Origin of the sequence: Thermus islandicus DSM 21543, assembly GCF_000421625.1 — a bacterium.
GTDB classification, from domain to species: Bacteria; Deinococcota; Deinococci; order Deinococcales; family Thermaceae; genus Thermus; species Thermus islandicus.
Genome location: NZ_ATXJ01000003.1, coordinates 166,774 through 191,168, shown reverse-complemented (window position 1 = coordinate 191,168; position 24,395 = coordinate 166,774). Strand labels below are relative to the sequence as shown.

The following is a 24,395-nucleotide window of genomic DNA, read 5'->3' as shown; positions in this document are numbered from 1 at the left end:
CCCTCACCCCGGGTGCCTCGGACCACGCGGTATGATGGGCCCATGAAGGAGGTCTACATCGTTTCCGCGGCCAGGACCCCCATCGGCAAGTTCGGGGGGGCCCTGAAGGAGGTAAGCCCGGTGGAGCTCGGGGCCCACGCCATGCGGGCGGCCCTGGAGCGGGCCGGGGTGGAGGGGAAAGCCCTGGACCTCTACGTCTTCGGGAACGTACTTAGGGCCGGGCACGGGCAGCTTCTGCCCAGGCAGGCCGCCCTCAAGGCAGGCATCCCCAAGGAGGTGGACGGGTACCAGGTGGACATGGTCTGCGCCTCGGGGATGATGGCGGTCTTAAACGCCTTCCAGTTCCTGCGCACGGGGGAGGCCCACCTGGTCCTCGCCGGGGGGATGGAGTCCATGAGCCAGGCGGGCTTCTACCTCTCCCACCGGGCAAGGTGGGGGTACAAGTTCCTCATGGGGGCGCCGGAAGGGCTAGCGGACATCCTCCTTCGGGATGGGCTCTCTGACCCCTTCACGGGAGAGGCCATGGGGGAGCAGGCGGAGCGCCTGGCCCAGGACCACCGGGTGGGCCGGGAGGAGGTGGACGAGGCCGCTTACCTCTCCCATAAGCGGGCCTGGGAGGCCACGGAGGGGGGCCTCTTCGCCTGGGAGATCGCCCCCCTGGAGCTCCCCGGGAAGAAGGGCCCGGTGGTGGTGGAAAGGGACGAGGGGATCCGCCCCGAGACCACCCCGGAGTCCCTCGCCGCCCTCAGGCCCGCCTTCAAGAAGGACGGGATCCTCACCGCAGGGAACGCCAGCCAGATCTCCGACGGGGCGGCGGCGCTTCTCCTCGCCTCGGAGGAGGCGGTGCGGGCCCACGGGCTTAGACCCATCGCCAAGGTATTGGGCGGGGCCTGGGCCGCCGGGGAGCCCTGGCGCTTCCCCGAGGCCCCCATCCCCGCGGCCAAGCGGCTTCTGGACCGGCTCGGCCTGCGGGTTTCGGACTTTGGCCTCTTTGAGAACAACGAGGCCTTCGCCCTCAATAACGTCCTTTTCCACCGCCTCCTGGGGGTGCCCTACGAGAGGCTCAACGTCTTCGGGGGGGCGGTGGCCCTAGGCCACCCCATTGGGGCAAGCGGGGCGAGGATCCTGGTCACCCTCCTCAACGCCCTAAGGGTGAAGGAAGAGGAGCGGGGCCTCGCCGCCATCTGCCACGGGACCGGGGGGTCGGTGGCGGTGGCGGTGGAGCGGGTCTAGAGGAGGCCGTCCAGCTCAAAGGCCTCGAGGCGGAACTCCTCGAGGGCCACCCGGAAGCTCCCGTTTTGGGCCAGGAAGCGGGCCGCGGCCCTAAGGGTCTCCTCCACCCAGGCAGGGTCGTTGCCTAAAACGCTAAAGCCCACCACCTCGTAGCCCCAGGCGTCCAGGCCGTAAAGCCTTGCGGCGGAGACGGGGAAGCGGGCCTTGACCCTTTCCAGGGCGGGCTTGATGAGGGCCCGCTTCTCCTTGAGGCTCCGGGCCCCCGTTTCCACCCTCGCGGTATAGAGGCCGATGTAGGCTTTCATCGCGGGGACGCCTGAAGCGTCACCCCCAGTTTGCCGCCCCGGGGCCGCCCGCGCAACCCCAACAGGAAGGGGCCCCTTTCGGGGCCCGTCTGGTGCCGGGGGCGGGACTTGAACCCGCACGTCCTCGCGGACACACGACCCTGAATCGTGCGCGTCTACCAATTCCGCCACCCCGGCAGACGCAAGGGTCATTGTAGGGGAGGGCCCTCTTCCCGTCAAGCTTGACCGGAAGGGCGGAGGGGCTTAGGCTAGGGAGCAATGCGGCGGAGGATCGCCCTAACCCTAGGCCGGGCGGGCCCGGCTTAGGGTTAGGGCGTTGCCGCACCCCCGGGCCCCGAGAAGCCCGGGGGATCGTGCACCAGGAGGGCGCATGGGAAAGACGCTTTACGAAAAAGTCTGGGAAGCCCACGAGGTGAGGAAGCTCCGGAACGGCCAAAGCCAGCTCTTCATAGACCTCCACCTCCTCCACGAGGTGACGAGCCCCCAGGCCTTCGGGATGCTCCGGGATCTCGGCCTTCGGGTACGCTATCCCCACCGCACCTTCGCCACCGTGGACCACATCGTCCCCACCCACGACCGCACCGAGCCCTTCCAGGACCCCCTGGCCCAGAGCATGCTGGAAGCTCTCCGGAAGAACACCCGGGAGCACGGCATCCCCTTCTTTGACCTGGGGAGCGGGAACCAGGGCATCGTCCACGTGATCGGGCCCCAGCTCGGCCTGACCCAGCCCGGGATGACCATCGCCTGCGGGGACTCCCACACCTCCACCCATGGGGCCTTCGGGGCCGTGGCCTTTGGCATCGGCACGAGCCAGGTCAGGGACGTGCTGGCCACCCAGACCCTGGCCGCAAAGAGGCTTAAGGTCCGGCGGATCCAAGTGGAGGGGAGGCTCGCCCCCGGGGTCTACGCCAAGGACGTCATCCTGCACATCATCCGCCACCTGGGGGTCAAGGGGGGGCTGGGCTACGCCTACGAGTACGGGGGAAGCACCGTGGAGGCCATGGACATGGAAAGCCGCATGACCCTCTGCAACATGTCCATTGAGGGGGGAGCCAGGGTGGGCTATGTGAACCCTGACGCCACCACCTTCCAGTACCTCGAGGGCCGCCCCTACGCCCCCAAGGGGGCGGAGTGGGAGGAGGCGAAGAAGCGGTGGCTCGCCTTCCGCTCCGACCCGGACGCCTCTTACGACGACGTGGTCACCTTTTTGGCGGAGGAGATCGCCCCCACGGTCACCTGGGGCATCACCCCGGGGCAGGCCATCCCCATAGACGGCCGGATCCCCCTCCTGGAGGAGCTTCCCGAGGAGGAGCGCCCCGTGGCCGAGGAGGCTCTCGCCTACATGGGCTTCCGGCCCGGCCAGCCCATCAAGGGGGTGCCCGTCCAGGTGGCCTTCATCGGCAGCTGCACCAACGCCAGGCTTTCCGACCTAAGGGAGGTGGCCCGCTACCTCAAGGGGCACAAGGTGAAGAAGGGGGTGCGGGCCCTGGTGGTGCCGGGGTCGGAGTGGGTGGCGAAAAAGGCCGAGGAGGAGGGGATCGCCGAGGTCTTCCAGGAGGCGGGGTTTGCCTGGCGGATGCCGGGCTGCTCCATGTGCCTCGCCATGAACCCAGACCGCCTCGAGGGGGATGAGCTTTGCGCCAGCAGCTCCAACCGGAACTACAAGGGGCGCATGGGCAGCCCCAGGGGCCGCACCGTGCTCATGAGCCCCCTGATGGTGGCAGCGGCGGCTGTGGCGGGCGAGATCGCCGACGCGCGGGAAGTCTTTGGGATCGGGAGGTAAGGGATGCTGGAAAAGTTCACCGTGATCCGGGGAAGGGCCGTGCCCTTGCGGGGCGAGGACATAGACACCGACCGCATCATCCCCGCCCGCTTCATGAAGTCCCTGACCTTTGAGGGGCTGGGCCAGTACCTTTTCTACGACGAGCGCTTTGACGAGAAGGGCAACCCCAAGCCCCACCCCTTAAACGACCCCCGCTACCAAGGGGCCACGATCCTTGTGGTGGAGTCGGGCTTTGGCTCTGGCTCTAGCCGCGAGCACGCCCCCCAGGCCATCAAGCGGGCAGGCTTCAGGGCCATCATCGGGGAAAGCTTCGCCGAGATCTTCTTCGGGAACGCCACCGCCATCGGCCTCCCCTGCGTGAGCCTGGCCCCTGAGGACCTCGGGGTCCTCTTCCGAAAGGTGGAGGAAAACCCCGCGCTGGAGGTGGAGATTGACCTGGTGAACAAAGAGGTGCGCTTTGGGGAGCGGGTAGCCCCCCTCTTCCTGCGGGAGGAGGCCCGGGAGGCCCTGGTGGAGGGGCTTTGGGACCCCATCGGAGAGCTTTTAGAGGCCGGGGAGCTTTTGGACGCCTTTGACCGCAAGCTCCCCTACCCCAGGAGGGCGGAATGAAGCTGGCGGTCCTGCCCGGGGACGGGATCGGCCCCGAGGTCACGGGGGCGGCCCTAAAGGTCCTCGAGGCCTTGGACAAGGCGGAGGGGCTCGGCCTCGCCTACGAGGTCTTCCCCTTCGGAGGGGCGGCCATTGACCAATTCGGCGAGCCCTTTCCCGAGGCCACGCGAAGGGGGGTGGAAGCGGCGGAGGCGGTGCTTTTGGGAAGCGTGGGGGGGCCCAAGTGGGACGGGCTTCCCCGGAGGATCCGCCCCGAAACGGGGCTCCTCGCCTTGAGGAAAAGCCAGGACCTCTTCGCCAACCTCCGGCCCGCCAAGGTCTTTCCTGGCCTGGAAAGGCTTTCCCCCCTCAAAGAGGAGGTGGCCCGGGGGGTGGACGTCCTCATCGTCCGGGAGCTCACCGGGGGAATCTACTTCGGCGAGCCCCGGGGGATGTCGGAGGCCGAGGCCTGGAACACCGAGCGCTACAGCAAGCCCGAGGTGGAGCGGGTGGCCCGGGTGGCCTTTGAGGCGGCAAGGAAGCGCAGAAAGCACGTGGTGAGCGTGGACAAGGGGAACGTGCTGGAGGTGGGGGAGTTCTGGCGCAAGACGGTGGAGGAGGTAGGGCGGGGCTACCCCGACGTCGCCCTGGAGCACCAGTACGTGGACGCCATGGCCATGCACCTGGTCCGCTCTCCCGCCCGGTTTGACGTGGTGGTTACGGGGAACCTCTTCGGGGACATCCTCTCGGACCTGGCAAGCGTCCTCCCGGGCTCCCTAGGCCTCCTCCCCTCGGCCTCCTTAGGCCGGGGCACCCCGGTCTTTGAGCCCGTGCACGGCTCCGCCCCCGATATCGCCGGAAAAGGCATCGCCAACCCTACGGCGGCCATCCTTTCGGCGGCCATGATGCTGGAGCACGCCTTTGGCCTGGTGGAGCTCGCCCGCAAGGTAGAAGACGCCGTGGCCAAGGCCCTGCTGGAGGCCCCACCCCCCGACCTCGGGGGGAGCGCGGGCACGGAGGCCTTCACGGCCACGGTCCTCCGCCACCTCGCCTAAGATGGGGATATGATCCGGCACCGCTTCAGCGCCGAGGACTTCCACCGCATGGCCGAGGCGGGAATCCTGGGGGAGGACCACCGGGTGGAACTCATCCGGGAAGAGGTGGTGGAGCTCTCGGTGCAAAACCCCCTCGTGCTTTTCCCGGGCACCGAGGTCTCTCCCGACCTCGCCCTCCTTAAGCTCTCGAGGACCCGGCACCGCGACCGCCTGCCCGAGGCCAAGGACGCCCTCCTGGTGGTGGAGGTGGCGGACACCTCCCTCCGCTATGACCTAGAGGTGAAGCTCCCCCTCTACGCCCAAGCCGGGATATCGGAGGTCTTTGGGGTGGACCTGGTGCGGGAGAAGGTACACGTCTTCCGCAAGCCCCAAGGGGGAGAGCTTTCGGTCCTCGGGCTGAAGGGGCCGGTGAAGGAGGTCCTGCCGTGACCCGCCACAAGGTCTCCCTGGAGGAGTTCCACCGCATGGTGGAGGCCGGGGTCTTCCCGGAGGACTTGAGGCTAGAGCTCGTGGAAGGAGACCTGGTAGAGAGGAGCCCTATAGGCCCTAAACACGCCGCCATCGTGCGGCGGCTCACCACCCGGTTCGCCCCCCTGGCCGCCCGAGGGGAGGCCCTGCTTTCCGTACAGAACCCCCTCGTGGTCGGGTCGTCCGAGCTCTACCCTGACCTCGCCCTCTTGAGGCCCGACCCGGAGGGCTACGCCTCCCGGCACCCCGAAGGCAAGGACGCCCTCCTGGTGGTGGAGGTGGCGGACACCTCCCTCCGCTATGACCTAGGGGTGAAGCTCCCCCTCTACGCCCAGGCGGGGGTGCCCGAGGTCTGGGTGGTGGACCTCCTGGGCCAGAGGGTCCTCCTCCACCGGAAGCCCGAGGGGGAGGGCTACCGCGAGGGGAAAACCCTTGGCCCCGGGGCCAGGCTCGCCTTCCTGGGGGCGGAGATTCCCACGGAGGAGCTGCTATGAGAAAAACCCTGATCCTCACCGGGGCGAGCCGGGGCATCGGAAAGGCGCTGGCCCTGGAGCTCGCCCGGGCAGGGTACGACCTGGTGCTCAACGCCCGCAAGGAGGCCCCCCTGAAGGCGGTGGTGGAGGAGGTGCGCTCCTTGGGGGCGAGGGCGGAAGGGGTGGCGGGAAGCGCGGGAAAGGCGGAGGTGGCCGAGGCCCTGGTGGAAAGGGCCATGCACCTCGGGAACCTCCATGGCTACATCCACAACGCCGGGGTTCTCCACCCCGGGCCCCTTCTCTTTGAGCTCGCGGAAGCCCTCTTCCTGGAGGTCCTCGAGGCCAACCTCATCGCCGGCTACCAGCTCGCCCGCTTCGCCTATCCCCACCTCCTCCGCCAGGGCGGGGGGGTGGCGGTCTACCTGGGCTCGGGGGCAGCGGAGAGCAACCTCCCCGGCCTCGGGGCCTACGCCGTGGCCAAGGCCGCTGAGGAACACCTGGCGAGGCAGCTTGCCGCCGAGGCCCCCGAGATCGCCTGCTTCGTCTACCGCCCCGGGGTCGTGGAAACGGACATGCAGAGGGCAGCCCGGGAGGCCCAAGGGGGAGCGGCCCCGGTGCTCCAGCGGGTCTTCCGGGGCTACAAGGAGGAAGGCCTTTTGAAGACACCCGAAGAGGTGGCCAGGGCCCTGGTGCGGCTCCTTCCTAGGGCCAGGGCCTTCCACGGGAAGATCGCCACCTGGAGGGACGCATGAGGTCGGACCGGATCAAGAAAGGACTGCAGCAGGCCCCCGCCCGCGCCATGCTCCGGGCGGTGGGCGTGGGGGACGAGGACTTCGGGAGGCCCTTCGTGGGGGTGGTGAACACCTTCACCGACGGGATGCCCTGCAACCTTCACCTGCGCCAGCTGGCCCTGGACCTGAAGGCGGGGCTCAAGGAGGCCGGGCTTTTCCCCTTTGAGTTCGGGGCCCCGGCCATCTCCGACGGCATCAGCATGGGCACCCCGGGCATGCGGGCGAGCCTCGTAAGCCGCGAGGTCATCGCCGACAGCGTAGAGCTCATCGCCCAGGGTTACCTCTACGACGGCATGGCGGTCCTCTCCGCCTGCGACAAGACCATTCCCGGCGGGGCCATGGGGGTCATAAGGAGCGGGGTCCCCGGCATGGTCCTCTACGGGGGGACCATCGCCCCCGGGGAGTGGCGGGGCCGGAAGCTCACCATCGTGGAGGTCTTTGAGGCCGTGGGCCAAAGGGCGGCGGGCAAGATCGGCGAGGAGGAGCTTTTGGAGATTGAGCGCCGGGCCATCCCCGGCCCCGGGGCCTGCGGCGGCCAGTACACCGCCAACACCATGGCCATGGCCCTCGAGGCCCTGGGCCTCTCCCCCGTGGGGTTTAACGCCATCCCCGCCGTCCACCCCGAGAAGCCTAGGGCCACGCGGGAGGCGGGGAAGGCCCTCGCCTGGGCCATAGAGCACGGCTGGAAGCCCAAAGACTTCCTCACCCGGAGGAGCTTCCTCAACGCTATTGCCACCGTAGCGGCCACGGGAGGGAGCACCAACGCCGTCCTCCACCTCCTTGCCCTGGCGAAGGAGGCAGGGGTGGAGCTAAGCCTGGACGACTTTGACCAGGTCTCCCGCAAGACCCCCGTGATCGCCGATCTCAGGCCTTGGGGCACCTACACCGCCTGGGAGCTCTACGAGGCGGGCGGAACAGCCCTCGTCTTCAAGCGCCTCCTGGAAGCGGGCCTCCTCTTTGGGGAGGAGAAGACCCTCACGGGCCGGACCCTGGCGGAGGAGGTGGAAAGGGCCTACCGGGAGGCCGAGGGGCAGAGGGTGGTCTTCCCCGTGGAGAAGGCCCTCAAGCCCCACGGGGGGCTTGTGGTCCTCAAGGGGAACCTCGCCCCGAGGGGCGCTGTCTTGAAGCTCGCCGGGACGGAGCGCACCCATTTTGAGGGCCCGGCCCGGGTCTTTGACTCGGAGGAGGCGGCCATGGAGAAGGTCTTGAAGGGGGAGATCCGCCCGGGAGACGTGGTGGTGATCCGCTACGTGGGGCCCAAGGGCGCCCCCGGCATGCCCGAGATGCTCTCGGTGACCAGCGCCCTCGTGGGGGAAGGCCTGGGCCCCGAGGTGGCCCTCCTCACCGACGGGCGCTTCTCCGGGGGGACGCGGGGGCTCATGATCGGCCACATCGCCCCCGAGGCCTTCGTGGGCGGGCCCATCGCCCTCCTAGAGGAGGGAGACCGGGTGCGGATTGACGTGGAACGCCGCCTTCTGGAGGTCCTCCTCCCGGAGGAGGAGCTAGAGCGCAGGCGGGCAACCTGGAGGCCCCGCCCTCCCGCCTTCACCCACGGCCTCTTCGCCCGCTACGCCGCCTTGGTGCGCCAGGCGGACGAGGGGGCTGTATTGGAGGACCCCCTCTAGGGCCGTTGGATCCGGTCCGGGGCCAGGTTCTGGCCCCGCTCCCGCCTTACGTCCTCGGGCTTGAAGGGCTCCCCCTTGGCCTTCAAGAGGGCCATGAGGTGGTTCAGAAGGGCGGCGAGCTCCTCGTCCTTGAGCTGGGCAAACCCGGGCATAAGGCCCGCCTCCCCCTTCCTCCCGTAGAGGACCACAAGGACCAGGTAGCGCCTTCCCTCCGGGGTGGCGAAGAGGGAGGCTGCCCCCTGCAGGCCAGGGTAGGGCCGCGCCCCCTGGGCCCTCTCCCCGTGGCACTGGGCGCAGAGCCTTTTCCATAGGTCATCCCCCTGGCCCAGGGCCACGGCCCCGAGGAGGAGGAGAAGGAGGGCTAGCCTCATGGCCCTAGCCTACCCCAACCCTCCCCCTTTGGGGGTTTACCTGGCCTTAACCTCGGTCCAGACCCGATCGTACAGGGCGATGTCAGGCCCCAGGTCCTTCAGGTACTCCAGCTTCCCCCGCACCTCCTCCGGCGGGAAGACGGTAGGGTCCTTCCGCATGGCCTCAGGGAGGAGGGGGAGGGCCTTGGCCACCGGGGTGGCGTACCGGGTGTAGGTGGCGAGCTCGGCAGCGTTTTCCGGCCGGAGGAGGAAGTCCATAAAGCGGTAGGCCAGGTCCTGGGCGGGGCCCCGCTTGGGGACCACCATGGCATCGGTCCAAAGGGTTCCCCCCTCCTTGGCCAGGGCGTAGCGGAGCCGCTTGTCCTCCTGCCTCGCCTGGAGGACGTCCCCGGAGTAGGCGAGGCTGAGGGCGGCGTCCCCCGCCAGGATTCGGTTCAGGGCCTCCACCCCTCCCGCGAAGCCCACGGAGCGCTTCTTGGCAGCGATGAGGAGCTCCTTGGCCTTCTCCAGGGCCTCCGGGTCCCTGGTGTTCACCGAGTAGCCCAGGTACCGGAGGGCCGCCCCAATGGTCTCCCGCATCTCGTCCAGGAGGAGGAAGGGCCCCACCTGACGGGCCGGATCAAAGAAGACCCCATAGGAGTCCACAGGGCCCTTCACCAGGTCCTGCCGGTAGGCCAGGCCCGTGGTGCCCCAGAGGTAGGGGACGGAGTACCCGAGGCCGGGGTCATAGGGGGGATCCCGGAAGAAGGGGTCCAGGTTGGCCAGGTTCTTGAGCCTGCCCCGGTCTAGAGGGGCGAGCAGCCCCTCCCGGGCCATCTGCAAAACGTAGTAATCCGGGGCCACCACCAGGGAGAACTCCCGGTCCGCCCCCGCCTTGAGCTTGGCTAACATGGCCTCGGGGGACTCAAAGGTGTCCAGGACCACCTTGACCCCGGCCTCCCGTTCAAACTTCTTGACCAGCGTCTCGGGGATGTACTCGGCCCAGTTTAGGAAGTAGAGGGTGCTCTCCCCCGTCCGCCTGGGGCAGGCGGTGAGGAGAAGGGCCAGAAGGAGAAAAACAGCCTTCCGCATCACACGCGCCTCCGGCTAAGAGCATACCCCAAGGCCAGGAAGAAGGCGGAAAGGCCCACCACCAGGGTGGAGAGGGCGTGGACCTTAGGGCTCACCCCGAGCTTCACGCTGGAGTAGATGTAGAGGGGCAGGGTGGTGGCCCCGGGTCCGGCGGTGAAAAAGGTAACTACGAAGTCGTCCAGGGAGAGGGTGAGGGCAAGCAGCGCCCCCGCCGCCACCCCCGGCCAGGCCAGGGGCAGGGTCACGTAGAGGAAGGTCTTTAGGCCCCGTGCCCCCAGGTCCCGGGCGGCTTCCTCGAGGGCGGGGTCCAAGAGGAGGAGCCTCGAGCGCACCACCAGGGTCACGAAGGCCACCTGGAAGGTGATGTGCCCGAGGATCACCGTGGTGAGGGAAAGGCGGGGAAAGCCGAAAAGCTCGCGGGAAAAGGCGAAGAGGAGAAGCAGGGAGATCCCCATGACCACGTCCGGCACCACCACGGGGATGTAAAGGAGGTAGCGCAATAGGCCCTTTCCGGGGAAGCGATAGCGCACAAGACCCAGGGCGAGGAGGGTCCCGAGGACGGTGGAGACCAGGGTGGAAACGGAGGCTACCACCAGGGTGTTGGCCAAGTACTCCAAGACCCGTGGGTCTTGGAAAAGGTCCTGGTACCACTTTAGGGTGAAGCCGGTGAAGCGCACCCCCCGCCGGCCCTCGTTGAAGGAAAGGGCGGCGATGACCAGGATGGGCAGGTAGAGGAAGAGGTAAACGAAGAGGGCGTGGAGGGAGAGAAGCCGCCTCATACCAGCTCCTCAAGCCCCCTTTCCCCCTGGGTCCTCGCGTAAAGGTAAAGGGCGAGAAGGACGAAGCCCATGAGGAAGACGCTCAAGGCGGCCCCGAAGGCCCAGTCGCGGGAGAGGCCGAACTGCTGCTGGATGAGGTTGCCGATGAGGACCACCCGCCCCGCCCCGAGGAGGTCCGCCACCACGAAGGTGCCCATGGCGGGGATGAAGACCAAGACACTCCCCGCGAAAAGCCCTGGATAGGTCTGGGGAAGGACAGCGTGGAGGAAGGCCCTCACGGGCCTCGCCCCCAGGTCGTAGGCGGCCTCCAGAAGCTGCCAGTCTATGCGCTCCACGCTGGCGTAGACGGGGAGGACGAAGAAGGGCAAGAAGGTGTAGACCGTGGCCAGGAGCACGGCGAAAAAGGAGGGATAAAAGGCGAAGGGCCCGAGGCCAAAGGCCTGGAGAAGGGCATTCACCAGGCCTTCCCGCTGGAGGAGGACGAGCCAGGCGTAGACCCGGATGAGGAAGTTGGTGAAGAAGGGCAGGAGGAGGAGAAAGAGGAGGAGGTCCCGCCTGGGGTGGCGGGCGATGTAGAAGGCCAGGGGGTAGCCCAAAAGGGCCGAGAGGAGGGTGGCGAGACCCCCCACGAGAAGGCTCTCCGCAAAGGCCTCGAGGTAAGGGGCCTCGAGGAGGCGGGCGTAGTTCTTTAGGGTCAGGGGCCCCTGGAGCTCCCCGTAGGGCCCCCGGCTCAGGAAGGAGGCCAAGAGGACGAGGAGGGTGGGCAGGAGGACGAAGAGGAGGAGCCAAAGCCCCCCAGGCCCCACGGTGACCAGGACACGGAGGAGGCGCTGGGCGGGGGTAGCGGCCTCATTCATGGAGCACCACCAGATTTTCCGGGGGAAGGTAGCACAGAACCTCTTCCCCGTAGGCAAACTCCTCGGATCCGGGCTCCTGCAGGTCCTGGTTCAGGGTGTAGGCCAGGAGCCGCACCTCCCCGGACCGGAGGAAGTACTGGTTCTCCGCCCCCGTGTAGACGATCTCCTCCACCCGGGCCCGCACCAGGTTCTCCCGGCTAAAGGCCCCGTTCGCCGGGTAGAGGCGGATCTTCTCCGGGCGGATGACCAAGACGGCCTCCCGCTCCAGGGGGCGGGGCAGGCGCAGGGGGCCAAGGGGGGTCTCCGCCCCTAGGGGGTGGGGCCTTGCGGGAAGGAAGTTGGAGCGGCCCAGAAACTCGGCCACGAAGCGGTTTCTGGGCCGCTCGTAGACCTCGTCGGGCAGGCCCACCTGCTCAATGCGGCCCGAACGCATCACGGCGATCCGGTCCGACATCACCAGGGCCTCCTCCTGGTCGTGGGTGACGAAGATGAAGGTGGTGCCGAGCCTCCTTTGGAGCTGCATGAGCTCTACCCTTAGCTCCTGGCGGAGCTTGAGGTCAAGAGCGGAGAGGGGCTCGTCCAGGAGGAGCACCTCGGGCTCCAGCACCAAAGCCCGGGCCAAGGCCACCCGCTGCCGCTGCCCCCCGGAAAGCTCGCGGGGATAGCGGCCCTCGAGGCCCAGGAGGTCCACCAGCTCTAAGGCCCAGGCCACCTTGCGGCGGATGGCCTCCTGGGGGAGGCCCTTCATCCGGAGGCCGAAGGCGATGTTCCCCACCACGGTCATGTGGGGAAAGAGGGCGTAGTTCTGGAAGACGGTGTTCACCGGCCGCTGGTAGGGGGGGACCCCGGCCATGTCCTTGCCCCCAATCTCTATGCGGCCCCCGTCGGGGGTCTCAAAGCCCGCAAGGAGCCTGAGAAGGGTGGTCTTGCCGCAACCCGAGGGTCCGAGCAGGCTGAAGAACTCCCCCCGCCGTATCTCCAGGTCCACCCCGTCCAGGGCCACCGTCCCGCCGAAGCTCTTGCGCACCCCAACGAGGCGCACCAGCGCGTCCCCGGCCACGGGGCCCAGTTTAGCAACCCTGAGCCTCCGGGCAAGCCCCTAGGGCTCGGCCCGGTCCCGGTGGACGAGAAGGACGAGCCCCAAGGAGAGGAGGGTGGAGACGAGGCTGGACCCCCCGTAGGAAAAAAGGGGCAGGGTGAGGCCGGTCACGGGCATCACCCCCAAGGCCACCCCCAGGTTCACCAGGACCTGGAACCCCAGCATCCCCCCCACCCCGGCGAGGAAAAGGCGGTCGGAGAGCCTGGGGCACTCCAGGGCCAAGGAGAAGAGGCGGAGGAGGAGAAGGGCGTAGAGGGCCAGGAGGGCCACCGTCCCCACAAAGCCCCACTCCTCCGCCCAGACGGCGAAGACGAAGTCCGTGTGGCGGAAGGGGACGAAGCCGAGCTGGGTCTGGGTCCCCTGGCCGTACCCCTTGCCGAAGAGGCCGCCCGAGCCGATGGCGATGGTGGACTGGATCACCTGGAAGCCCTGGCCCAGGGGGTCCCGGTAGGGGTCCAGGACGATGAGGACCCTTTCCCGCTGGTAGGGCTTCAGGTTGGGCCAGACCACGGTGGGGACCAGGGCCACCAGGGTCAAGGCCCCCACCAGAAGGTGCTTCCATGGCAGCCCCCGCGCGAAGAGCATGGAAAACACCCCGAAGAGGACCACCATGGTGCCCCCTAAGTCGGGCTGGAGGAGGAGGAGGGCGGCCACGGGAAGGGTGAGGAGGCCGGGGAGGAAGTAGTCCCAAACCCGCCTTATGGGCCGGCCCTCCAAGGTGCGGGCCAGGGCCAAGGCCAGGCCGAGCTTGGCCAGCTCGAGGGGCTGGAACTGGAGGGGCCCCACCACGAACCAGGCCCGGGCCCCGTTGACCTCCCGCCCCACCCCGAGGACCAGGACCAGGAGGACCAGGGAGAGGGCGTAGAGGGGGTAGGCCAGGGCAAACACCGTGCGGCGGGAAAGGAACTGCACCCCCGCGGCCAGGCCCAGGCCAAGGAGGAGGGCCACCAGCTGCCGGGCCACCAGCCCGGGATCGGGGGCCGCGCTTTTCAGGTTGAAAAGGCCCACCACCGTGAGGGTCAGGGCCAGGAGGACCAGGCCCCAGTCGTAGGCCAGGAGGTTGGGCCGCCTCAGGGTCAAGCCTCACCTCAAGGGGATGTCGGCGATCAGGACCATCTTCTCCCCCCGCTCCTCCAGGGCCACGGAAAGCCCCTCCTCGTGGGCGGGGAAGTAGCGGCGCAGGACCTCCAGGAGGTCCCGCTTGAGGTTCTCCACGAGGCCCGGGGAGAGCCTGGCCCGGTCGTAGGCCAGCACGAGCTTCAGGCGCTCCTTGGCCCGGTCCTTGCTCTTCCTACGCCACCACATCAGCGCCCTCCAAAGAGCCTGCGCAAGACACCAAGAAGCCCCTGGGCGTCCGAGTCCAGCCCCAGGTTCCGGAAGGGAACCTCCTCCCCCCGCAGGCGCCGGGCGGTGTCCAGGTAGGCCACCGCGGCGGGGCTCGTCCCTTTAAGGACCAGGACCTCCCCCTGGTTGGTGGAGACCAGGACCTGCTCGTCCTCGGGGATGATACCTATGGGCTTGAGGCCCAGGATCTCCACCACGTCCTCCACCGAGAGCATGTCCCCCCGGGCCACCATCCTGGGCCTCAGCCGGTTGATGATGAGGAAGTTCTCCCGGATCTCCCGGGCCTCCAGAAGGCCGATGATGCGGTCGGCGTCCCGGACGCTGGAGACCTCCGGGTTCACCACCACCAGGGCCCCTTCCGCCGGGGCCGCCGCCGTCTGGAAGCCCTTCTCTATGCCGGCGGGGGAGTCAATGAGCACCCGGTCAAAGCCCTCCTCCTCGAGGAGGTGGCGGACCAGGTCCTGGAACCGGGCCGGGTCCAGGGCCTCCTTGTCCTTGGTCTGGGAAGCGGGGAGAAGGTAGAGGTTTTCCACCCGCTTGTCCCGGATGAGGGCCTGGCGGGGCTTGGCCCGGCCCTCGAGGACGTCAATGAGGTCAAAGACCACCCGGCCCTCGAGGCCCATGACCACGTCCAGGTTCCGGAGGCCCACATCCACGTCAATGACCGCCACCTTCTCCCCCAGCTTGGCCAGGCCCGCTCCGAGGTTGGCGGTGGTGGTGGTCTTTCCCACCCCACCTTTGCCCGAGGTGACCACAATGGCTCGCGCCTTCACCGCTTTACCTCCTGGGAACCCTCCAATACGTCCTCCAATTCTTGCAAAAACTCCAAAACCCGCTTGCCCCGCGGGGTCAGGGTGTATTCTACCCGAGGAGGCACCTCGGGGAAGGCCTGGCGCTCCACGAAGCCCAGGAGGTGGAACTCCCTTAGCCTCTCCGCCAGGGTTCGGGGGGAAAGGAGGAGGAAGGCCTGGAGATCGGAAAAGCGGGAAGGCCCCCGGCCCAAGGCCTCCAGCACCTCCGGAGCGCCCCGTCGGGCGAGGACCTTCAGCACCTTGCGGGCGTTCTTGGAGAGGGGCATGGCCTCATGCTACCAGAGGCGGGCGCGGCCCTGTACCCCAGGCCCGGGAAGGGCGGGGCTATACTGGGGGCGTGGACGGGGAATCCAAGCCGGACTGGAAGGACTTCCTGGCCCTGGTGTTGGCCACCTACAGCCTTCTCCTTCCCCCCCTCCTCCTGATCCTGGGGGCGCTTTTCGCCTTTCTTCTCCTCCTCCGCTTCCTCCTGTAAAACTAGGGTATGGAAGGCCTTTACGAGTCCCTGCCGGAGGGCTACCGGGAGAAGCTCGGCCGCCCGGGGGAGTACCCCTTTACCCGGGGCATCTACCCGAGGATGTACCTGGAAAGGCCCTGGACCATGCGCCAGTACGCGGGCTTCTCCACCGCCGAGGAGTCCAACGCCCGCTACCGGTACCTCCTCTCCCAGGGCCAGACCGGGCTCTCCGTAGCCTTTGACCTCCCCACCCAGCTTGGCCTGGACCCCGACCACCCCATGAGCGTGGGCGAGGTGGGGCGGGTCGGGGTTTCCATCGCCACCCTCGAGGACATGCAGAGGCTTTTTGACGGAATCCCCCTGGACCGGGTCTCCACCAGCATGACCATCAACGCCCCGGCCATGATGCTCCTCGCCCTCTACCTCCTGGTGGCCGAAGAACAGGGGGTCCCCTGGGACAAGGTGTCGGGCACGGTGCAGAACGACATCCTCAAGGAGTACTTCGCCCGGGGCACCTACATCTACCCCCCCGGCCCCTCCATGCGCCTCGTGACCGACATCTTCGCCTTCTGCGCCGAGCGCGTCCCCCGGTGGAACACCATCAGCATCTCCGGCTACCACATCCGGGAAGCGGGGGCCACCGCCGCCCAGGAGATCGCCTTCACCCTGGCGGACGCCAAGGCCTACGTGCGGGCGGCCTTGGAGCGGGGCCTCGAGGTGGACCGCTTCGCCCCCAGGCTCTCCTTCTTCTTCGCCGCCCATGGGGACATCTTTGAGGAGGCGGCCAAGTTTCGCGCGGCGAGGCGCCTCTGGGCCCGGATCATGCGGGAGGAGTTCGGGGCCAAGGACCCGAGGAGCTGGATGCTCCGCTTCCACACCCAGACCGGGGGCTCCACCCTCACGGCCCAAGAACCCTTGAACAACGTGGTACGCACCGCCTACCAGGCCCTGGCGGCGGTGCTCGGGGGAACGCAGAGCCTCCACACCAACGCCTACGACGAGGCCTTAGGCCTCCCCACGGAAAAAAGCGCCCTCCTCGCCCTAAGGACCCAGCAGATCCTGGCCTACGAGAGCGGGGTGACCCGGGCCGTGGACCCCTTAGGGGGCAGCTTCTACGTGGAGCACCTCACCGAGGCCCTGGAGAAGGAAGCGGAGAGGCTCATCGGAGAGATTGATGCCCTGGGGGGCGCGGTGGCGGCGGTGGAGGCGGGCTACTTCCAAAGGGCCATTGAGGAGTCCGCCTGGCAGTTCCAGAAGGAGGTGGAGGAGGGCAAGAGGGTCATCGTGGGGGTGAACCGCTTCCTGGACCCGCAAAGCCCCCTCAACGAGCCCGTGCCGGTGCAGCGGATAGACCCCGAGCTCCACGAAAGGAGGAAGCGGGAAGTGGCCGCCTTCAAGGCGAGGCGGGACGGGGAGAGCGTCCGGGTAGGCCTGGAGCGCCTGCGGGAAGCGGCAAGGGGCCAGGAGAACCTTTTCCCCTACGTCCTGGAGGCCTTCCGCCGAAGGGCCACCCTGGGGGAGGTCTGCGGGGTCCTAAGGGAGGAGTGGGGGGAGTACCAGCCCGGGAGGTGAGGCGTGGAGGGCGAGGCGGAGCTGTGGACCTTTTTGGAAAGGCACCTCAAGAGCATCTACGAGGGGGACCTCGAGGGGTACCGGGCCACCACCCACGAGGAACTATCCCTCTACGAGTGGTTCGTGACCCCCCACCGCTTAGACGGCCTCCCCTTCCACCTTTTCATGACGGAAAAGCGCTGGGCTACGAGGGGCCGGCCCTACCGGCTGGACCTTCTGGAGAAAAGGCTCCAGCGGTACGGGGATGTGGCCATCTTCAGCTACACCCTTCTCCTTACCGTGGAGGAAGAGGAAGGCCTCAGGCACCGGGCGGTGAACGAGAGCCGGGTGGCGGTGCGCTTTCCCGAGGGCTGGAAAGTGGTCCACGTCCACAAAAGCCCGGCCGGAGGCTGAGGCCGTCCTTTCGGGCTCGCAAGAGGCCCCGCCTAGCCTTTCCCCGGGGTGGGCGATCCCTTACAATGAGGCCAAGGAGGTGGGATTTATGGCCGAAACGGAGTTCAGCAAGGAGTTGGACAGCCTGAAAAAGGATCTGACGAGCCTCAAGGAGGACCTGGCCAAGCTGGCCGAAGGCCTCAAGGCGGAGCTCATGGAGCGCAAGGAGGTGGTGAAGGGGCGGATCAAGGCCGGGGCAGAGGTGGCGGAGGCCGAGGCCAAGGAGCTCCTGGGCCAGCTCCAGGAGAGCCTGAAGCGCCTCGAGGGCGAGCTCAAGGAAAGGCCCCTCCTCACCGGGGCCCTCCTCTTCGCGGCGGGCCTGCTCCTGGGCCGGCTGCTCAAGCGCTAGTGGCCCTTCTCCGCGCCCTCTTCGGCCTTCTCCTGGGCGGGGAGTTCCGCAAGAACCTCCTCGCCCTCCTGGAGGGGGCCCTCTTCCTCCTGCTGGCCTTCAGCTTGGCCCTAGGAGGGGTCGGGTTCCTCTTCGCCGCCTTCTACCTCCTCCTCGCCGCCTACCTCCCCCCCTGGGCGGCGAGCGCCCTCACGGGGCTCGCCGCCTTGGGTTTAGGGGGGGTCCTCTTCGCCCTGGGGCGCCGGCAGTAGGGTCCGATCAGGCCTCCTGCTTCAGCCGCTCCACCACGGAGAGGTCCTCGAGGGTGGTGATGTCCCCCTTGATCTCCTTCTCCCCGGCGGCCACTTGGCGGAGGAGGCGGCGCATAATCTTGCCCGAACGCGTCTTGGGCAGGGCCTCGGTGAAGCGAATCTCGTCGGGGCGGGCAATGGGGCCGATCATCTTGGCCACATGGGCCCGGAGCTCCTCCCGGAGGGCCTCGCTGGGCTCCACCCCTCCCTTCAGCGTCACGAAGGCCACGATGGCCTCCCCCTTGAGGGGGTCGGGCCGGCCCACCACCGCCGCCTCGGCCACGCTGGGATGGGCCACCAGGGCGGACTCAATCTCCATGGTGCCCAGGCGGTGCCCGGCCACGTTCAAGACGTCGTCCACCCGGCCCTGGATCAGGTAGTAGCCGTCCTTGTCCCGCCGCGCCCCGTCGCCTGTGGTGTAGACCCCTGGGTGCTGGCTGAAGTATTGGCGGAGGAAGCGCTCGGGGTCGCCCCAGACGGTGCGGAGGGCGCTCGGCCAGGGGCGCGTGATCACCAGGTCTCCCCCCTCGTCGGGGTTCTCCACAGGGCGATGCTCGCTGTCCAGAATGTCGGGCGCAATGCCGAAGAAGGGCTTGCCCGCGTGCCCCGGCTTCATGGCGTGGGCGCCGGGGAGGGTGGTGATCATGATGCCCCCGGTCTCCGTCTGCCACCAGGTGTCCACGATGGGGCAGCGGCCCTTGCCGATCACGTGGTAGTACCAGAGCCAGGCCTCGGGGTTGATGGGCTCGCCCACGGTGCCGAGGAGCCTCAAGGAGTCCAGGCGGTGGCGGGCGGGCCAGCCCTCGCCCCAGCGCATGAAGCTCCGGATGGCGGTGGGGGCGGTATAAAGGATGGTCACCCCGTACTTGTCCACGATCCGCCAGAAGCGGTCGGGCTCGGGCCAGTTGGGGGCCCCCTCGTACATCAGGGTGGTGGCCCCGTTCAAGAGGGGTCCGTAGACCACGTAGGAGTGCCCGGTGACCCAGCCCACGTCGGCGGTGCACCAGTAGACGTCCTCGTCCTTCAGGTCAAAAACGAGCTTGGTGGTGTAGTAGATGTAGGTCATGTACCCGCCCGTGGTATGCAACACCCCCTTGGGCTTCCCCGTGGAGCCCGAGGTGTAGAGGATGAAGAGGGGGTCCTCGGCCTCCACGGGCTCGGGATCGCAGCGGTCCGGGGCCGCCTCCATGAGCTCGTGCCACCAGTGGTCCCGCCCCGGGGTCCAGGGCACCTCCTCCCCCGTGCGCCGCACCACCACCACGTGCTCCACGCTGGGGGTCTCCCTGAGGGCCTCGTCGGCGTTCCGCTTCAAGGGGACGATCCCGCCCCGGCGAAAGCCCCCATCGGCGGTGATGAGCACCTTGGCCTGGGCGTCCTTGATGCGCTCGGCTAGGGCATTAGAGGAGAAGCCCCCGAAGACCACGGAGTGCACGGCCCCGATGCGGGCGCAGGCCAGCATGGCGATGGCCGCCTCGGGGACCATGGGGAGGTAAAGCGTTACCCTGTCCCCCTTCTGGACCCCAAGGCGCTTGAGGACGTTGGCGAACCTCTGCACCTCGCGCCACAGGTCGTAATAGGTGAGGACCCGTTCCTCCCCCGGCTCCCCCTCCCAGATGAGGGCCGCCTTGTTGCGGCGCCAGGTCCCCACGTGGCGGTCCAGGGCGTTAAAGGCCAGGTTCGTCCTGCCCCCCACGAACCACTTGGCGTGGGGGAGGCCCCCTTCCAGGACCTTCTGCCAGGGGGTAAACCAGTGGAGCTCCGAGGCCACCCTTCCCCAGAAGCCCTCGGGGTCCTGAAGGCTTTCCCGGTAGAGCCGCTCGTACTCCTCCTCGCTCCCGATATGGGCCTGCTTCCGGAAGGCCTCGCTCGGGTAGAAGACCCGCTCCTCCTTGAGCACCCCTTCAATCCGGTCCACGGTCACCTCCTTCGTCCCGAGGTTAGCCCCGAGGTGCAAAAGGGTCAAGAAACGCCAGCTTTTTCGCCCCGGCGGAAAGGGGGGGCGTTTCTTGACCCAGAAGGGAGGGCTTGGGATGATGGGGAAGGATGGCCCAAAGGCGGAGCCTCGCCACCGTTCAGGCCGCCCTCAAGGCCCTGGCCTACCTGGCGGAGCACCCCGAAGGGGTCGGGGCCAAGGAGGTGGCCCGTCACCTGGGGCGCAGCCTCTCCGCCGCCTACGCCCTCCTCAACAGCCTGGTGGAGGCGGGCTTTGCCGTCAAGGGGGAGCGGGGGTACCGGCCCATCCCGGGCCCGTCCCCCAAGGCCCCGCCCCTGCCCTACCCCCTCGAGGAGGCCCTGGAGGAGGTCTACCTGCGCACGGGGGAACGCTCCTACCTCCTCCTCCTGGGGCCGGAGGGGCCGAGGCTCAGGACCCGGGGGCGGCAGGGCCAGCCCCACCCCCTGGGGGAAAGCTTCCCCCCCGAGTGGCACGCCCTGGCCCTGGGCAAGGTCCTCCTGGCCTTCGGGCCCTTTCCCCTGCCCCCCCTCACCCCCAAGACCCCCTTCACCCTCACCGACCCCGAGGCCCTGGAGGCGGAGCTCAGGCGGGTGCGGGAGAGCGGGCTCGCGGTGGAGATGGAGGAGTACGCCCTGGGGGTTTCGGGGATCGCCGCCCCCCTCTTTGACCCCGAGGGCAGGTTGGTGGGGGCCATCGGGGTCAAGGTGCCCACCCGCCGCTTCCCCTTCGCCTTCCCCAGGCTGGCCCGGGCCCTCCTGGAGGTGGCCCAGGTTACCCCCCACCTGCGCCCGGAGGCGCCTGTGGTGCGCCTCCCCGAGGCCCCTAGGCCCCTGGAGAGCCCCGCCCCCCTCGAGGCCCCGGAAGCCCTCCGTCAGGGAGCGAACCTCCGAGGGTATGCGGAGGCCTACCGGGAAAGCCTCCAGGACCCAGAGGGCTTCTTTGGAGGCTTCGCCCGGGAGTTCCACTGGTTCCGGCCCTGGGAGCAGGCCTTTGACCCCGAAAGCCGGCTCTGGTTCCGAGGGGGGCTCACCAACGCCGCCCTCAACGCCCTGGACCGCCACCTGCCGGCAAGGGCCAGGCAGGTGGCCCTTGTGGTCCTGGACGGGGAGGGAGGGCTCTCCAAGTGGACCTACCGGGAGGTGGGGGAGCTCTCGGCGCGCCTCGCAGGCCTCTTCCTCAGCCTGGGGGTGCGGCCCGGGGACCGGGTGGCCCTCTACCTGCCCACGGGGCTGGAGGCGGCCCTCGCCGCCTTGGCCGCGGCCCGGATCGGGGCGGTCCACGTGGCTCTGCCGGTGGGCCTGGGCCCGGAGGCCCTGCGGGAGAGGCTTAAGGCCTCCCAGGCCAGGCTCCTTGTGGCCGCGGACCGCTACTACCGCCGGGGCCAGCCCGTCCCCTTGCGGCCCCTGGTGGAGGAGGCGACCCGGGGGCTCGGCCTCGAGGTCCTCTGGGCCCCGAGGGGCACGGGGGAGCTTTTGGAAAGGGCCCTGGAGGCGAGGCCCGCCGAGCCCCTCCCCCTCCCCGCCGACCACCCCCTCTTCCTCCTCCACACCTCCGGCTCCACGGGGAAGCCCAAGGGCATCCTCCACGGCCACGGGGGGTACATGGTGGGGGTGGCCTGGGCCCTGCGCTACCTCTTTGACCTGAAGCCTGGGGAGCTCTTCCACACCACCGCGGACCTCTTTTGGATCGTGGGCCACTCCTTCGGCCTCTACGCCCCCCTGTTCCTGGGGGGGACGAGCCTCCTCCTGGAGGACCGCCCCGACCACCCGAGCCCCGCCGCCTTCTACGAGCGGATGCGGACCTTAGGGGTGGACCTCCTCCTCACCTCCCCCGCCTTCCTCGCTGCCCTGAGGCGCCACGGGGAGGCCCGGCCCACGGGGCTAAGGCTGGTGGGGAGCGTGGGGGAGGCCCTCCACCCCGAGGTCTGGCACTGGGCGCGGGACCACCTCGCCTGGCCCCTGGACAACTGGTGGCAGACGGAGCTCGGGGCCCCGGCCCTGGCCACCCCCTTGGGGGTGCCCGCCAAGCCCGGGTTCGTGGGGGTACCCCTTCCCGGGGTGGAGGCCCGGGTGGTGGACGAGCGGGGGGAGGTCCTCCCCCCCGGGGCCAAGGGCCACCTCGTCCTCCTCCGGGCAGGCCCGGCCCAGATGGTGGGCCTCCTGGACGGAGAGGGGCCCTGGCGGGGCGGCCTCTACTGGACCGGGGACCTGGCGGTGATGGACGAGGAGGGTTACTTCCAGATCCTGGGCCGGACGGAGGAGATGATCAAGGTGGGCGAGGCCCGCCTAGGGACGGCGGAGGTGGAGGCCGTCCTCCTCAGCCACCCCCAGGTGGCCGAGGCTGCCGCCATAGGCCTCCCCGGCCCCGAGGGGGAGGAGCTGGTGGTCTTCGTGGTACCCCGGGTCAAGGCCCTGCCCGAGGAGCTGAAGCCCCTTCTGGCGGAAAAGCTCAAGGCCCACCTCACCAAGAATCTGGGCCCCATCCCTCCCCCCAGGGTGGTCTTCGCCGAGCGCCTCCCCCGCACGCGGAGCGGCAAGATCCTAAGGCGCCTCCTCAAGGCCGAGCTCTTGGGCCAGGACCCGGGGGACACCTCGGGGCTCGAGGAGTAATCCTACCCCATGCGGGCTTGGGCCCGCCTGGGGGCCCCGGTAGCACGTTCCCGCGAGGTCTTAAGCGCAGAAACCAAAGGCAATAGGGAATAAAAGCCCCTCTTTCGCCGTCCCCGGGAAAGGGCCCTTTTCTTGACAATCCCCCCTCCCCCCACCTACCCTCAGGGCTAACCGCTAGGCCGGGAAAGACCGCTTAGGGGCAGGGCCCTGCGGCCAGGCCTAGCGGGGGGAGGTGGAGAATGCAGGAAAAGGAGCTGGAGGCCCTCGTGGCCGAACGGTGGCGCATGGCCCTCATCCTGACCGGAGCCATGCTCCTCATCTACCTGGGCTTCGTCCTCCTCGTGGCCTACGCCAAGGGGTTCATGGGGAGCCAGATCGTCCCCGGCCTCAGCTGGGGCATCCTCCTTGGGGCCTTGGTTATCGTTTCCGCCTGGGTGCTCAACTGGATCTACACCCGCTGGGCCAATGCCTACTACGACGAGCGGGTGAAGCGGATCCTCGGGAGGTGAAGCATGCCCACGACCGCGCTTGGCCAACCCAACCCCGTTTCCATCCTCTTCTTCTTCCTCTTCATCGCCCTCACCCTAGGGATCACCTACTGGGCGGCGAAGAGGACCAAGACCACGGAGCACTTCTACGCCGCCGGGCGGAGCATCACCGGGTTCCAAAACGGCCTGGCCCTGGCCGGGGACTACATGTCGGCAGCGAGCTTCCTCGGCATCGCCGGGCTCGTGGCCCTCTCGGGGTTTGACGGCCTCCTCTACTCCATCGGCTTTCTGGTGGGCTGGCCGGTGGTCATGTTCCTCATCGCCGAGCCCCTCCGCAACCTGGGCAAGTACACCTTCGCCGACGTGGTGGCCTACCGCCTGCGCCAGGTGCCGGTGCGGAGCGCTGCCGCCATCAGCACCCTGACGGTGGTGGCCCTCTACCTCATCGCCCAGATGGTGGGGGCGGGCAACCTGATCAAGCTCCTCTTCGGCATCCCCTACGAGGCTGCCGTCGTCCTCGTGGGGGTGGTGATGATCCTTTACGTCCTCTTTGGGGGCATGGTGGCCACCACCTGGGTGCAGATCGTCAAGGCCGTCCTCCTCCTGGGTGGGGCCTTCCTCCTCGCCCTTTTGGTCCTCGCCCGCTTTGGCCTCAACCCCATCGCCCTCTTCCATGAGGCGGCCCTCAAGTACGGGGACCAGGTGCTCGCCCCGGGCAAGTTGGTAGCCAATCCCATAGACACCGTCTCCCTGGGGCTTGCCCTCATGCTGGGCACCGCGGGCCTACCCCACATCCTTATGCGCTTCTACACCGTCCCCGACGCCAAGGCCGCCCGGACCTCGGTCACCTGGGCCACGCTCTTCATCGGGTTCTTCTACCTCCTCACCTTCGTGATCGGCTTCGGGGCCATGGTCCTCGTGGGGCCCGATCCCATCAAGGCCATTGACAAGGGGGGGAACATGGCCGCCCCCCTCCTGGCCGAGGTCCTTGGGGGAACGCCCTTCCTGGGCTTCATCGCCGCGGTGGCCTTCGCCACCATCCTGGCCGTGGTGGCCGGCCTCACCCTCTCCGGGGCCGCCGCCCTCTCCCACGACCTCTGGGTCAACGTGATCCGCGGGGGCCACGCCCCGGAGACGGAGCAGCTCCGGGTCGCCCGGATCGCCACCCTTCTCCTGGGCGCCCTGGCCATCCTGCTCGGGATTGTGTTTAAGGGGCAAAACGTGGCCTTCACCGTGGGCCTGGCCTTTGCCATCGCCGCAAGCGGCAACCTGCCCGCCATCGTCTACTCGGTCTTCTGGAGAGGCTTCACCACCGCCGGAGCGGTGGCGGCCATCCTGGTGGGAACCCTCTCCGCCGTGGTTCTCATCTACCTCTCCCCCACCGTCCAGGTGGACATCCTCAAGAACGCCGCCCCCATCTTCCCCTTGAAGAACCCGGGGATCGTCTCCATCCCCCTGGGCTTCCTGGCGGGCTGGCTCGTCTCCTTGGTCACCCAGGAGAAGGAGGCCGAGGAGAAGTACCTGGAGGTGGAACGTCGCCTCCACCTGGGCGGAGGGGACTAGGGAAGGGGCGCCGGGGGCCGGGGCCTT

Annotated in this window: 27 protein-coding genes and 1 tRNA gene; 16 read left to right on the top strand and 12 right to left on the bottom strand. The window is 68.4% G+C overall.

What is annotated here, in order from left to right:
* Positions 1-42: 42 nt before the first annotated feature.
* A complete protein-coding gene (locus H531_RS0104845) occupies positions 43-1,233 on the top strand; it encodes a thiolase family protein (RefSeq protein ID WP_022798236.1) in 1,191 nt (396 codons plus the stop codon).
* Here H531_RS0104845 and H531_RS0104840 read toward each other — a convergent pair.
* Entirely contained in the window at positions 1,230-1,538 is a 309-nt protein-coding gene (locus tag H531_RS0104840) for a DUF503 domain-containing protein (RefSeq protein ID WP_022798235.1), read from the bottom strand. The two genes, H531_RS0104845 and H531_RS0104840, sit on opposite strands and share 4 nt — an antisense overlap.
* Before the next feature lie 90 nt (positions 1,539-1,628).
* Positions 1,629-1,715 (bottom strand) — tRNA-Leu (locus H531_RS0104835).
* Positions 1,716-1,908: 193 nt separating this feature from the next.
* Between H531_RS0104835 and leuC the strand changes: the two genes are divergently transcribed.
* Genes leuC through ilvD form a run of 7 tightly spaced genes read left to right on the top strand, consistent with a single transcriptional unit; the run spans position 1,909 to position 8,321 of the window.
* The gene (gene leuC, locus H531_RS0104830; RefSeq protein WP_022798234.1) at positions 1,909-3,321 is read left to right on the top strand and encodes a 3-isopropylmalate dehydratase large subunit; all 1,413 of its coding nucleotides are present in this window, start codon (positions 1,909-1,911) and stop codon (positions 3,319-3,321) included.
* Positions 3,322-3,324: 3 nt separating this feature from the next.
* Entirely contained in the window at positions 3,325-3,930 is a 606-nt protein-coding gene (gene leuD / locus H531_RS0104825; protein ID WP_022798233.1) for a 3-isopropylmalate dehydratase small subunit, read from the top strand.
* Positions 3,927-4,964, top strand: coding sequence for a 3-isopropylmalate dehydrogenase (leuB, locus tag H531_RS0104820; protein WP_022798232.1), 1,038 nt, complete (start codon positions 3,927-3,929; stop codon positions 4,962-4,964). The genes leuD and leuB overlap by 4 nt, the downstream gene beginning before the upstream one ends.
* A gap of 9 nt (positions 4,965-4,973) precedes the next feature.
* Positions 4,974-5,393: a Uma2 family endonuclease gene (locus H531_RS0104815; protein WP_022798231.1), complete on the top strand. Its 420-nt coding sequence runs from the start codon at positions 4,974-4,976 to the stop codon at positions 5,391-5,393.
* A complete protein-coding gene (locus H531_RS0104810) occupies positions 5,390-5,926 on the top strand; it encodes a Uma2 family endonuclease (RefSeq protein ID WP_022798230.1) in 537 nt (178 codons plus the stop codon). Before H531_RS0104815 ends, H531_RS0104810 begins: the two co-directional genes overlap by 4 nt.
* Positions 5,923-6,657 carry an SDR family NAD(P)-dependent oxidoreductase gene (locus tag H531_RS0104805; protein WP_022798229.1) on the top strand — a complete coding sequence of 245 codons (735 nt, stop codon included), beginning with the start codon at positions 5,923-5,925 and terminating at the stop codon, positions 6,655-6,657. The genes H531_RS0104810 and H531_RS0104805 overlap by 4 nt, the downstream gene beginning before the upstream one ends.
* On the top strand, positions 6,654-8,321 hold the full coding sequence (gene ilvD, locus H531_RS0104800) for a dihydroxy-acid dehydratase (RefSeq protein WP_022798228.1): 1,668 nt from the start codon (positions 6,654-6,656) through the stop codon (positions 8,319-8,321). The genes H531_RS0104805 and ilvD overlap by 4 nt, the downstream gene beginning before the upstream one ends.
* Here ilvD and H531_RS0104795 read toward each other — a convergent pair.
* From H531_RS0104795 to H531_RS0104755, 9 genes are read right to left on the bottom strand one after another with little or no spacing between them, the layout of a single operon-like run.
* Positions 8,318-8,692, bottom strand: a complete 375-nt coding sequence (locus tag H531_RS0104795; protein ID WP_022798227.1) for a c-type cytochrome — start codon at positions 8,690-8,692, stop codon at positions 8,318-8,320. The two genes, ilvD and H531_RS0104795, sit on opposite strands and share 4 nt — an antisense overlap.
* A 36-nt stretch (positions 8,693-8,728) precedes the next feature.
* On the bottom strand, positions 8,729-9,763 hold the full coding sequence (locus H531_RS0104790; RefSeq protein ID WP_022798226.1) for a polyamine ABC transporter substrate-binding protein: 1,035 nt from the start codon (positions 9,761-9,763) through the stop codon (positions 8,729-8,731).
* A complete protein-coding gene (locus H531_RS0104785) occupies positions 9,763-10,542 on the bottom strand; it encodes an ABC transporter permease (RefSeq protein WP_022798225.1) in 780 nt (259 codons plus the stop codon). Before H531_RS0104785 ends, H531_RS0104790 begins: the two co-directional genes overlap by 1 nt.
* Positions 10,539-11,399, bottom strand: a complete 861-nt coding sequence (locus tag H531_RS0104780) for an ABC transporter permease (protein ID WP_022798224.1) — start codon at positions 11,397-11,399, stop codon at positions 10,539-10,541. Before H531_RS0104780 ends, H531_RS0104785 begins: the two co-directional genes overlap by 4 nt.
* Positions 11,392-12,459: an ABC transporter ATP-binding protein gene (locus H531_RS15225; protein ID WP_022798223.1), complete on the bottom strand. Its 1,068-nt coding sequence runs from the start codon at positions 12,457-12,459 to the stop codon at positions 11,392-11,394. The genes H531_RS0104780 and H531_RS15225 overlap by 8 nt, the downstream gene beginning before the upstream one ends.
* 39 nt (positions 12,460-12,498) lie before the next feature.
* Entirely contained in the window at positions 12,499-13,578 is a 1,080-nt protein-coding gene (gene rodA / locus H531_RS0104770) for a rod shape-determining protein RodA (RefSeq protein WP_022798222.1), read from the bottom strand.
* Between the two features lie 3 nt (positions 13,579-13,581).
* Positions 13,582-13,803, bottom strand: a complete 222-nt coding sequence (minE, locus tag H531_RS0104765; protein WP_022798221.1) for a cell division topological specificity factor MinE — start codon at positions 13,801-13,803, stop codon at positions 13,582-13,584.
* The gene (minD, locus tag H531_RS0104760) at positions 13,803-14,615 is read right to left on the bottom strand and encodes a septum site-determining protein MinD (protein ID WP_022798220.1); all 813 of its coding nucleotides are present in this window, start codon (positions 14,613-14,615) and stop codon (positions 13,803-13,805) included. The genes minE and minD overlap by 1 nt, the downstream gene beginning before the upstream one ends.
* Positions 14,612-14,920 (bottom strand): winged helix-turn-helix transcriptional regulator, encoded by a 309-nt coding sequence (locus H531_RS0104755; protein ID WP_022798219.1) that lies wholly within the window; start codon positions 14,918-14,920, stop codon positions 14,612-14,614. The genes minD and H531_RS0104755 overlap by 4 nt, the downstream gene beginning before the upstream one ends.
* Before the next feature lie 71 nt (positions 14,921-14,991).
* Between H531_RS0104755 and H531_RS14245 the strand changes: the two genes are divergently transcribed.
* The 5 genes from H531_RS14245 to H531_RS0104730 all read left to right on the top strand — a co-directional run bounded on the left by H531_RS14245 (position 14,992) and on the right by H531_RS0104730 (position 17,715).
* On the top strand, positions 14,992-15,129 hold the full coding sequence (locus H531_RS14245; protein ID WP_022798218.1) for a hypothetical protein: 138 nt from the start codon (positions 14,992-14,994) through the stop codon (positions 15,127-15,129).
* Between the two features lie 9 nt (positions 15,130-15,138).
* Positions 15,139-16,683, top strand: coding sequence for an acyl-CoA mutase large subunit family protein (locus H531_RS0104745; RefSeq protein WP_022798217.1), 1,545 nt, complete (start codon positions 15,139-15,141; stop codon positions 16,681-16,683).
* A gap of 3 nt (positions 16,684-16,686) precedes the next feature.
* Entirely contained in the window at positions 16,687-17,076 is a 390-nt protein-coding gene (locus H531_RS0104740; protein ID WP_022798216.1) for a nuclear transport factor 2 family protein, read from the top strand.
* Positions 17,077-17,164: 88 nt separating this feature from the next.
* Entirely contained in the window at positions 17,165-17,464 is a 300-nt protein-coding gene (locus tag H531_RS0104735) for a hypothetical protein (protein ID WP_022798215.1), read from the top strand.
* Entirely contained in the window at positions 17,464-17,715 is a 252-nt protein-coding gene (locus H531_RS0104730) for a membrane protein (protein ID WP_022798214.1), read from the top strand. The genes H531_RS0104735 and H531_RS0104730 overlap by 1 nt, the downstream gene beginning before the upstream one ends.
* A gap of 7 nt (positions 17,716-17,722) precedes the next feature.
* On the opposite strand, the gene acs is transcribed toward H531_RS0104730, so the two are convergent.
* Positions 17,723-19,669, bottom strand: coding sequence for an acetate--CoA ligase (gene acs, locus H531_RS0104725; RefSeq protein WP_028490653.1), 1,947 nt, complete (start codon positions 19,667-19,669; stop codon positions 17,723-17,725).
* A 128-nt stretch (positions 19,670-19,797) separates the two neighbouring features.
* On the opposite strand from acs, the gene H531_RS0104720 reads away from it, so the two are divergent.
* The 3 genes from H531_RS0104720 to H531_RS0104710 all read left to right on the top strand — a co-directional run bounded on the left by H531_RS0104720 (position 19,798) and on the right by H531_RS0104710 (position 24,368).
* On the top strand, positions 19,798-22,317 hold the full coding sequence (locus H531_RS0104720; protein WP_022798212.1) for an AMP-binding protein: 2,520 nt from the start codon (positions 19,798-19,800) through the stop codon (positions 22,315-22,317).
* 239 nt (positions 22,318-22,556) lie between these two features.
* On the top strand, positions 22,557-22,826 hold the full coding sequence (locus H531_RS0104715) for a DUF485 domain-containing protein (protein ID WP_022798211.1): 270 nt from the start codon (positions 22,557-22,559) through the stop codon (positions 22,824-22,826).
* Between the two features lie 3 nt (positions 22,827-22,829).
* Positions 22,830-24,368, top strand: coding sequence for a solute symporter family protein (locus tag H531_RS0104710; RefSeq protein ID WP_022798210.1), 1,539 nt, complete (start codon positions 22,830-22,832; stop codon positions 24,366-24,368).
* Positions 24,369-24,395 lie beyond the last annotated feature (27 nt).

Bases quoted from the DNA above. Each gene is read 5' to 3' on its own strand.
- H531_RS0104845 (WP_022798236.1), top strand. From the start codon at position 43: ATGAAGGAGGTCTACATCGTTTCCGCGGCCAGGACCCCCATCGGCAAG.
- H531_RS0104840 (WP_022798235.1), bottom strand. From the start codon at position 1,538: ATGAAAGCCTACATCGGCCTCTATACCGCGAGGGTGGAAACGGGGGCC.
- leuC (WP_022798234.1), top strand. From the start codon at position 1,909: ATGGGAAAGACGCTTTACGAAAAAGTCTGGGAAGCCCACGAGGTGAGG.
- leuD (WP_022798233.1), top strand. From the start codon at position 3,325: ATGCTGGAAAAGTTCACCGTGATCCGGGGAAGGGCCGTGCCCTTGCGG.
- leuB (WP_022798232.1), top strand. From the start codon at position 3,927: ATGAAGCTGGCGGTCCTGCCCGGGGACGGGATCGGCCCCGAGGTCACG.
- H531_RS0104815 (WP_022798231.1), top strand. From the start codon at position 4,974: ATGATCCGGCACCGCTTCAGCGCCGAGGACTTCCACCGCATGGCCGAG.
- H531_RS0104805 (WP_022798229.1), top strand. From the start codon at position 5,923: ATGAGAAAAACCCTGATCCTCACCGGGGCGAGCCGGGGCATCGGAAAG.
- ilvD (WP_022798228.1), top strand. From the start codon at position 6,654: ATGAGGTCGGACCGGATCAAGAAAGGACTGCAGCAGGCCCCCGCCCGC.
- H531_RS0104795 (WP_022798227.1), bottom strand. From the start codon at position 8,692: ATGAGGCTAGCCCTCCTTCTCCTCCTCCTCGGGGCCGTGGCCCTGGGC.
- H531_RS0104790 (WP_022798226.1), bottom strand. From the start codon at position 9,763: ATGCGGAAGGCTGTTTTTCTCCTTCTGGCCCTTCTCCTCACCGCCTGC.
- H531_RS0104785 (WP_022798225.1), bottom strand. From the start codon at position 10,542: ATGAGGCGGCTTCTCTCCCTCCACGCCCTCTTCGTTTACCTCTTCCTC.
- H531_RS0104780 (WP_022798224.1), bottom strand. From the start codon at position 11,399: ATGAATGAGGCCGCTACCCCCGCCCAGCGCCTCCTCCGTGTCCTGGTC.
- minE (WP_022798221.1), bottom strand. From the start codon at position 13,803: ATGTGGTGGCGTAGGAAGAGCAAGGACCGGGCCAAGGAGCGCCTGAAG.
- H531_RS0104755 (WP_022798219.1), bottom strand. From the start codon at position 14,920: ATGCCCCTCTCCAAGAACGCCCGCAAGGTGCTGAAGGTCCTCGCCCGA.
- H531_RS0104745 (WP_022798217.1), top strand. From the start codon at position 15,139: ATGGAAGGCCTTTACGAGTCCCTGCCGGAGGGCTACCGGGAGAAGCTC.
- H531_RS0104735 (WP_022798215.1), top strand. From the start codon at position 17,165: ATGGCCGAAACGGAGTTCAGCAAGGAGTTGGACAGCCTGAAAAAGGAT.
- H531_RS0104720 (WP_022798212.1), top strand. From the start codon at position 19,798: ATGGCCCAAAGGCGGAGCCTCGCCACCGTTCAGGCCGCCCTCAAGGCC.
- H531_RS0104715 (WP_022798211.1), top strand. From the start codon at position 22,557: ATGCAGGAAAAGGAGCTGGAGGCCCTCGTGGCCGAACGGTGGCGCATG.
- H531_RS0104710 (WP_022798210.1), top strand. From the start codon at position 22,830: ATGCCCACGACCGCGCTTGGCCAACCCAACCCCGTTTCCATCCTCTTC.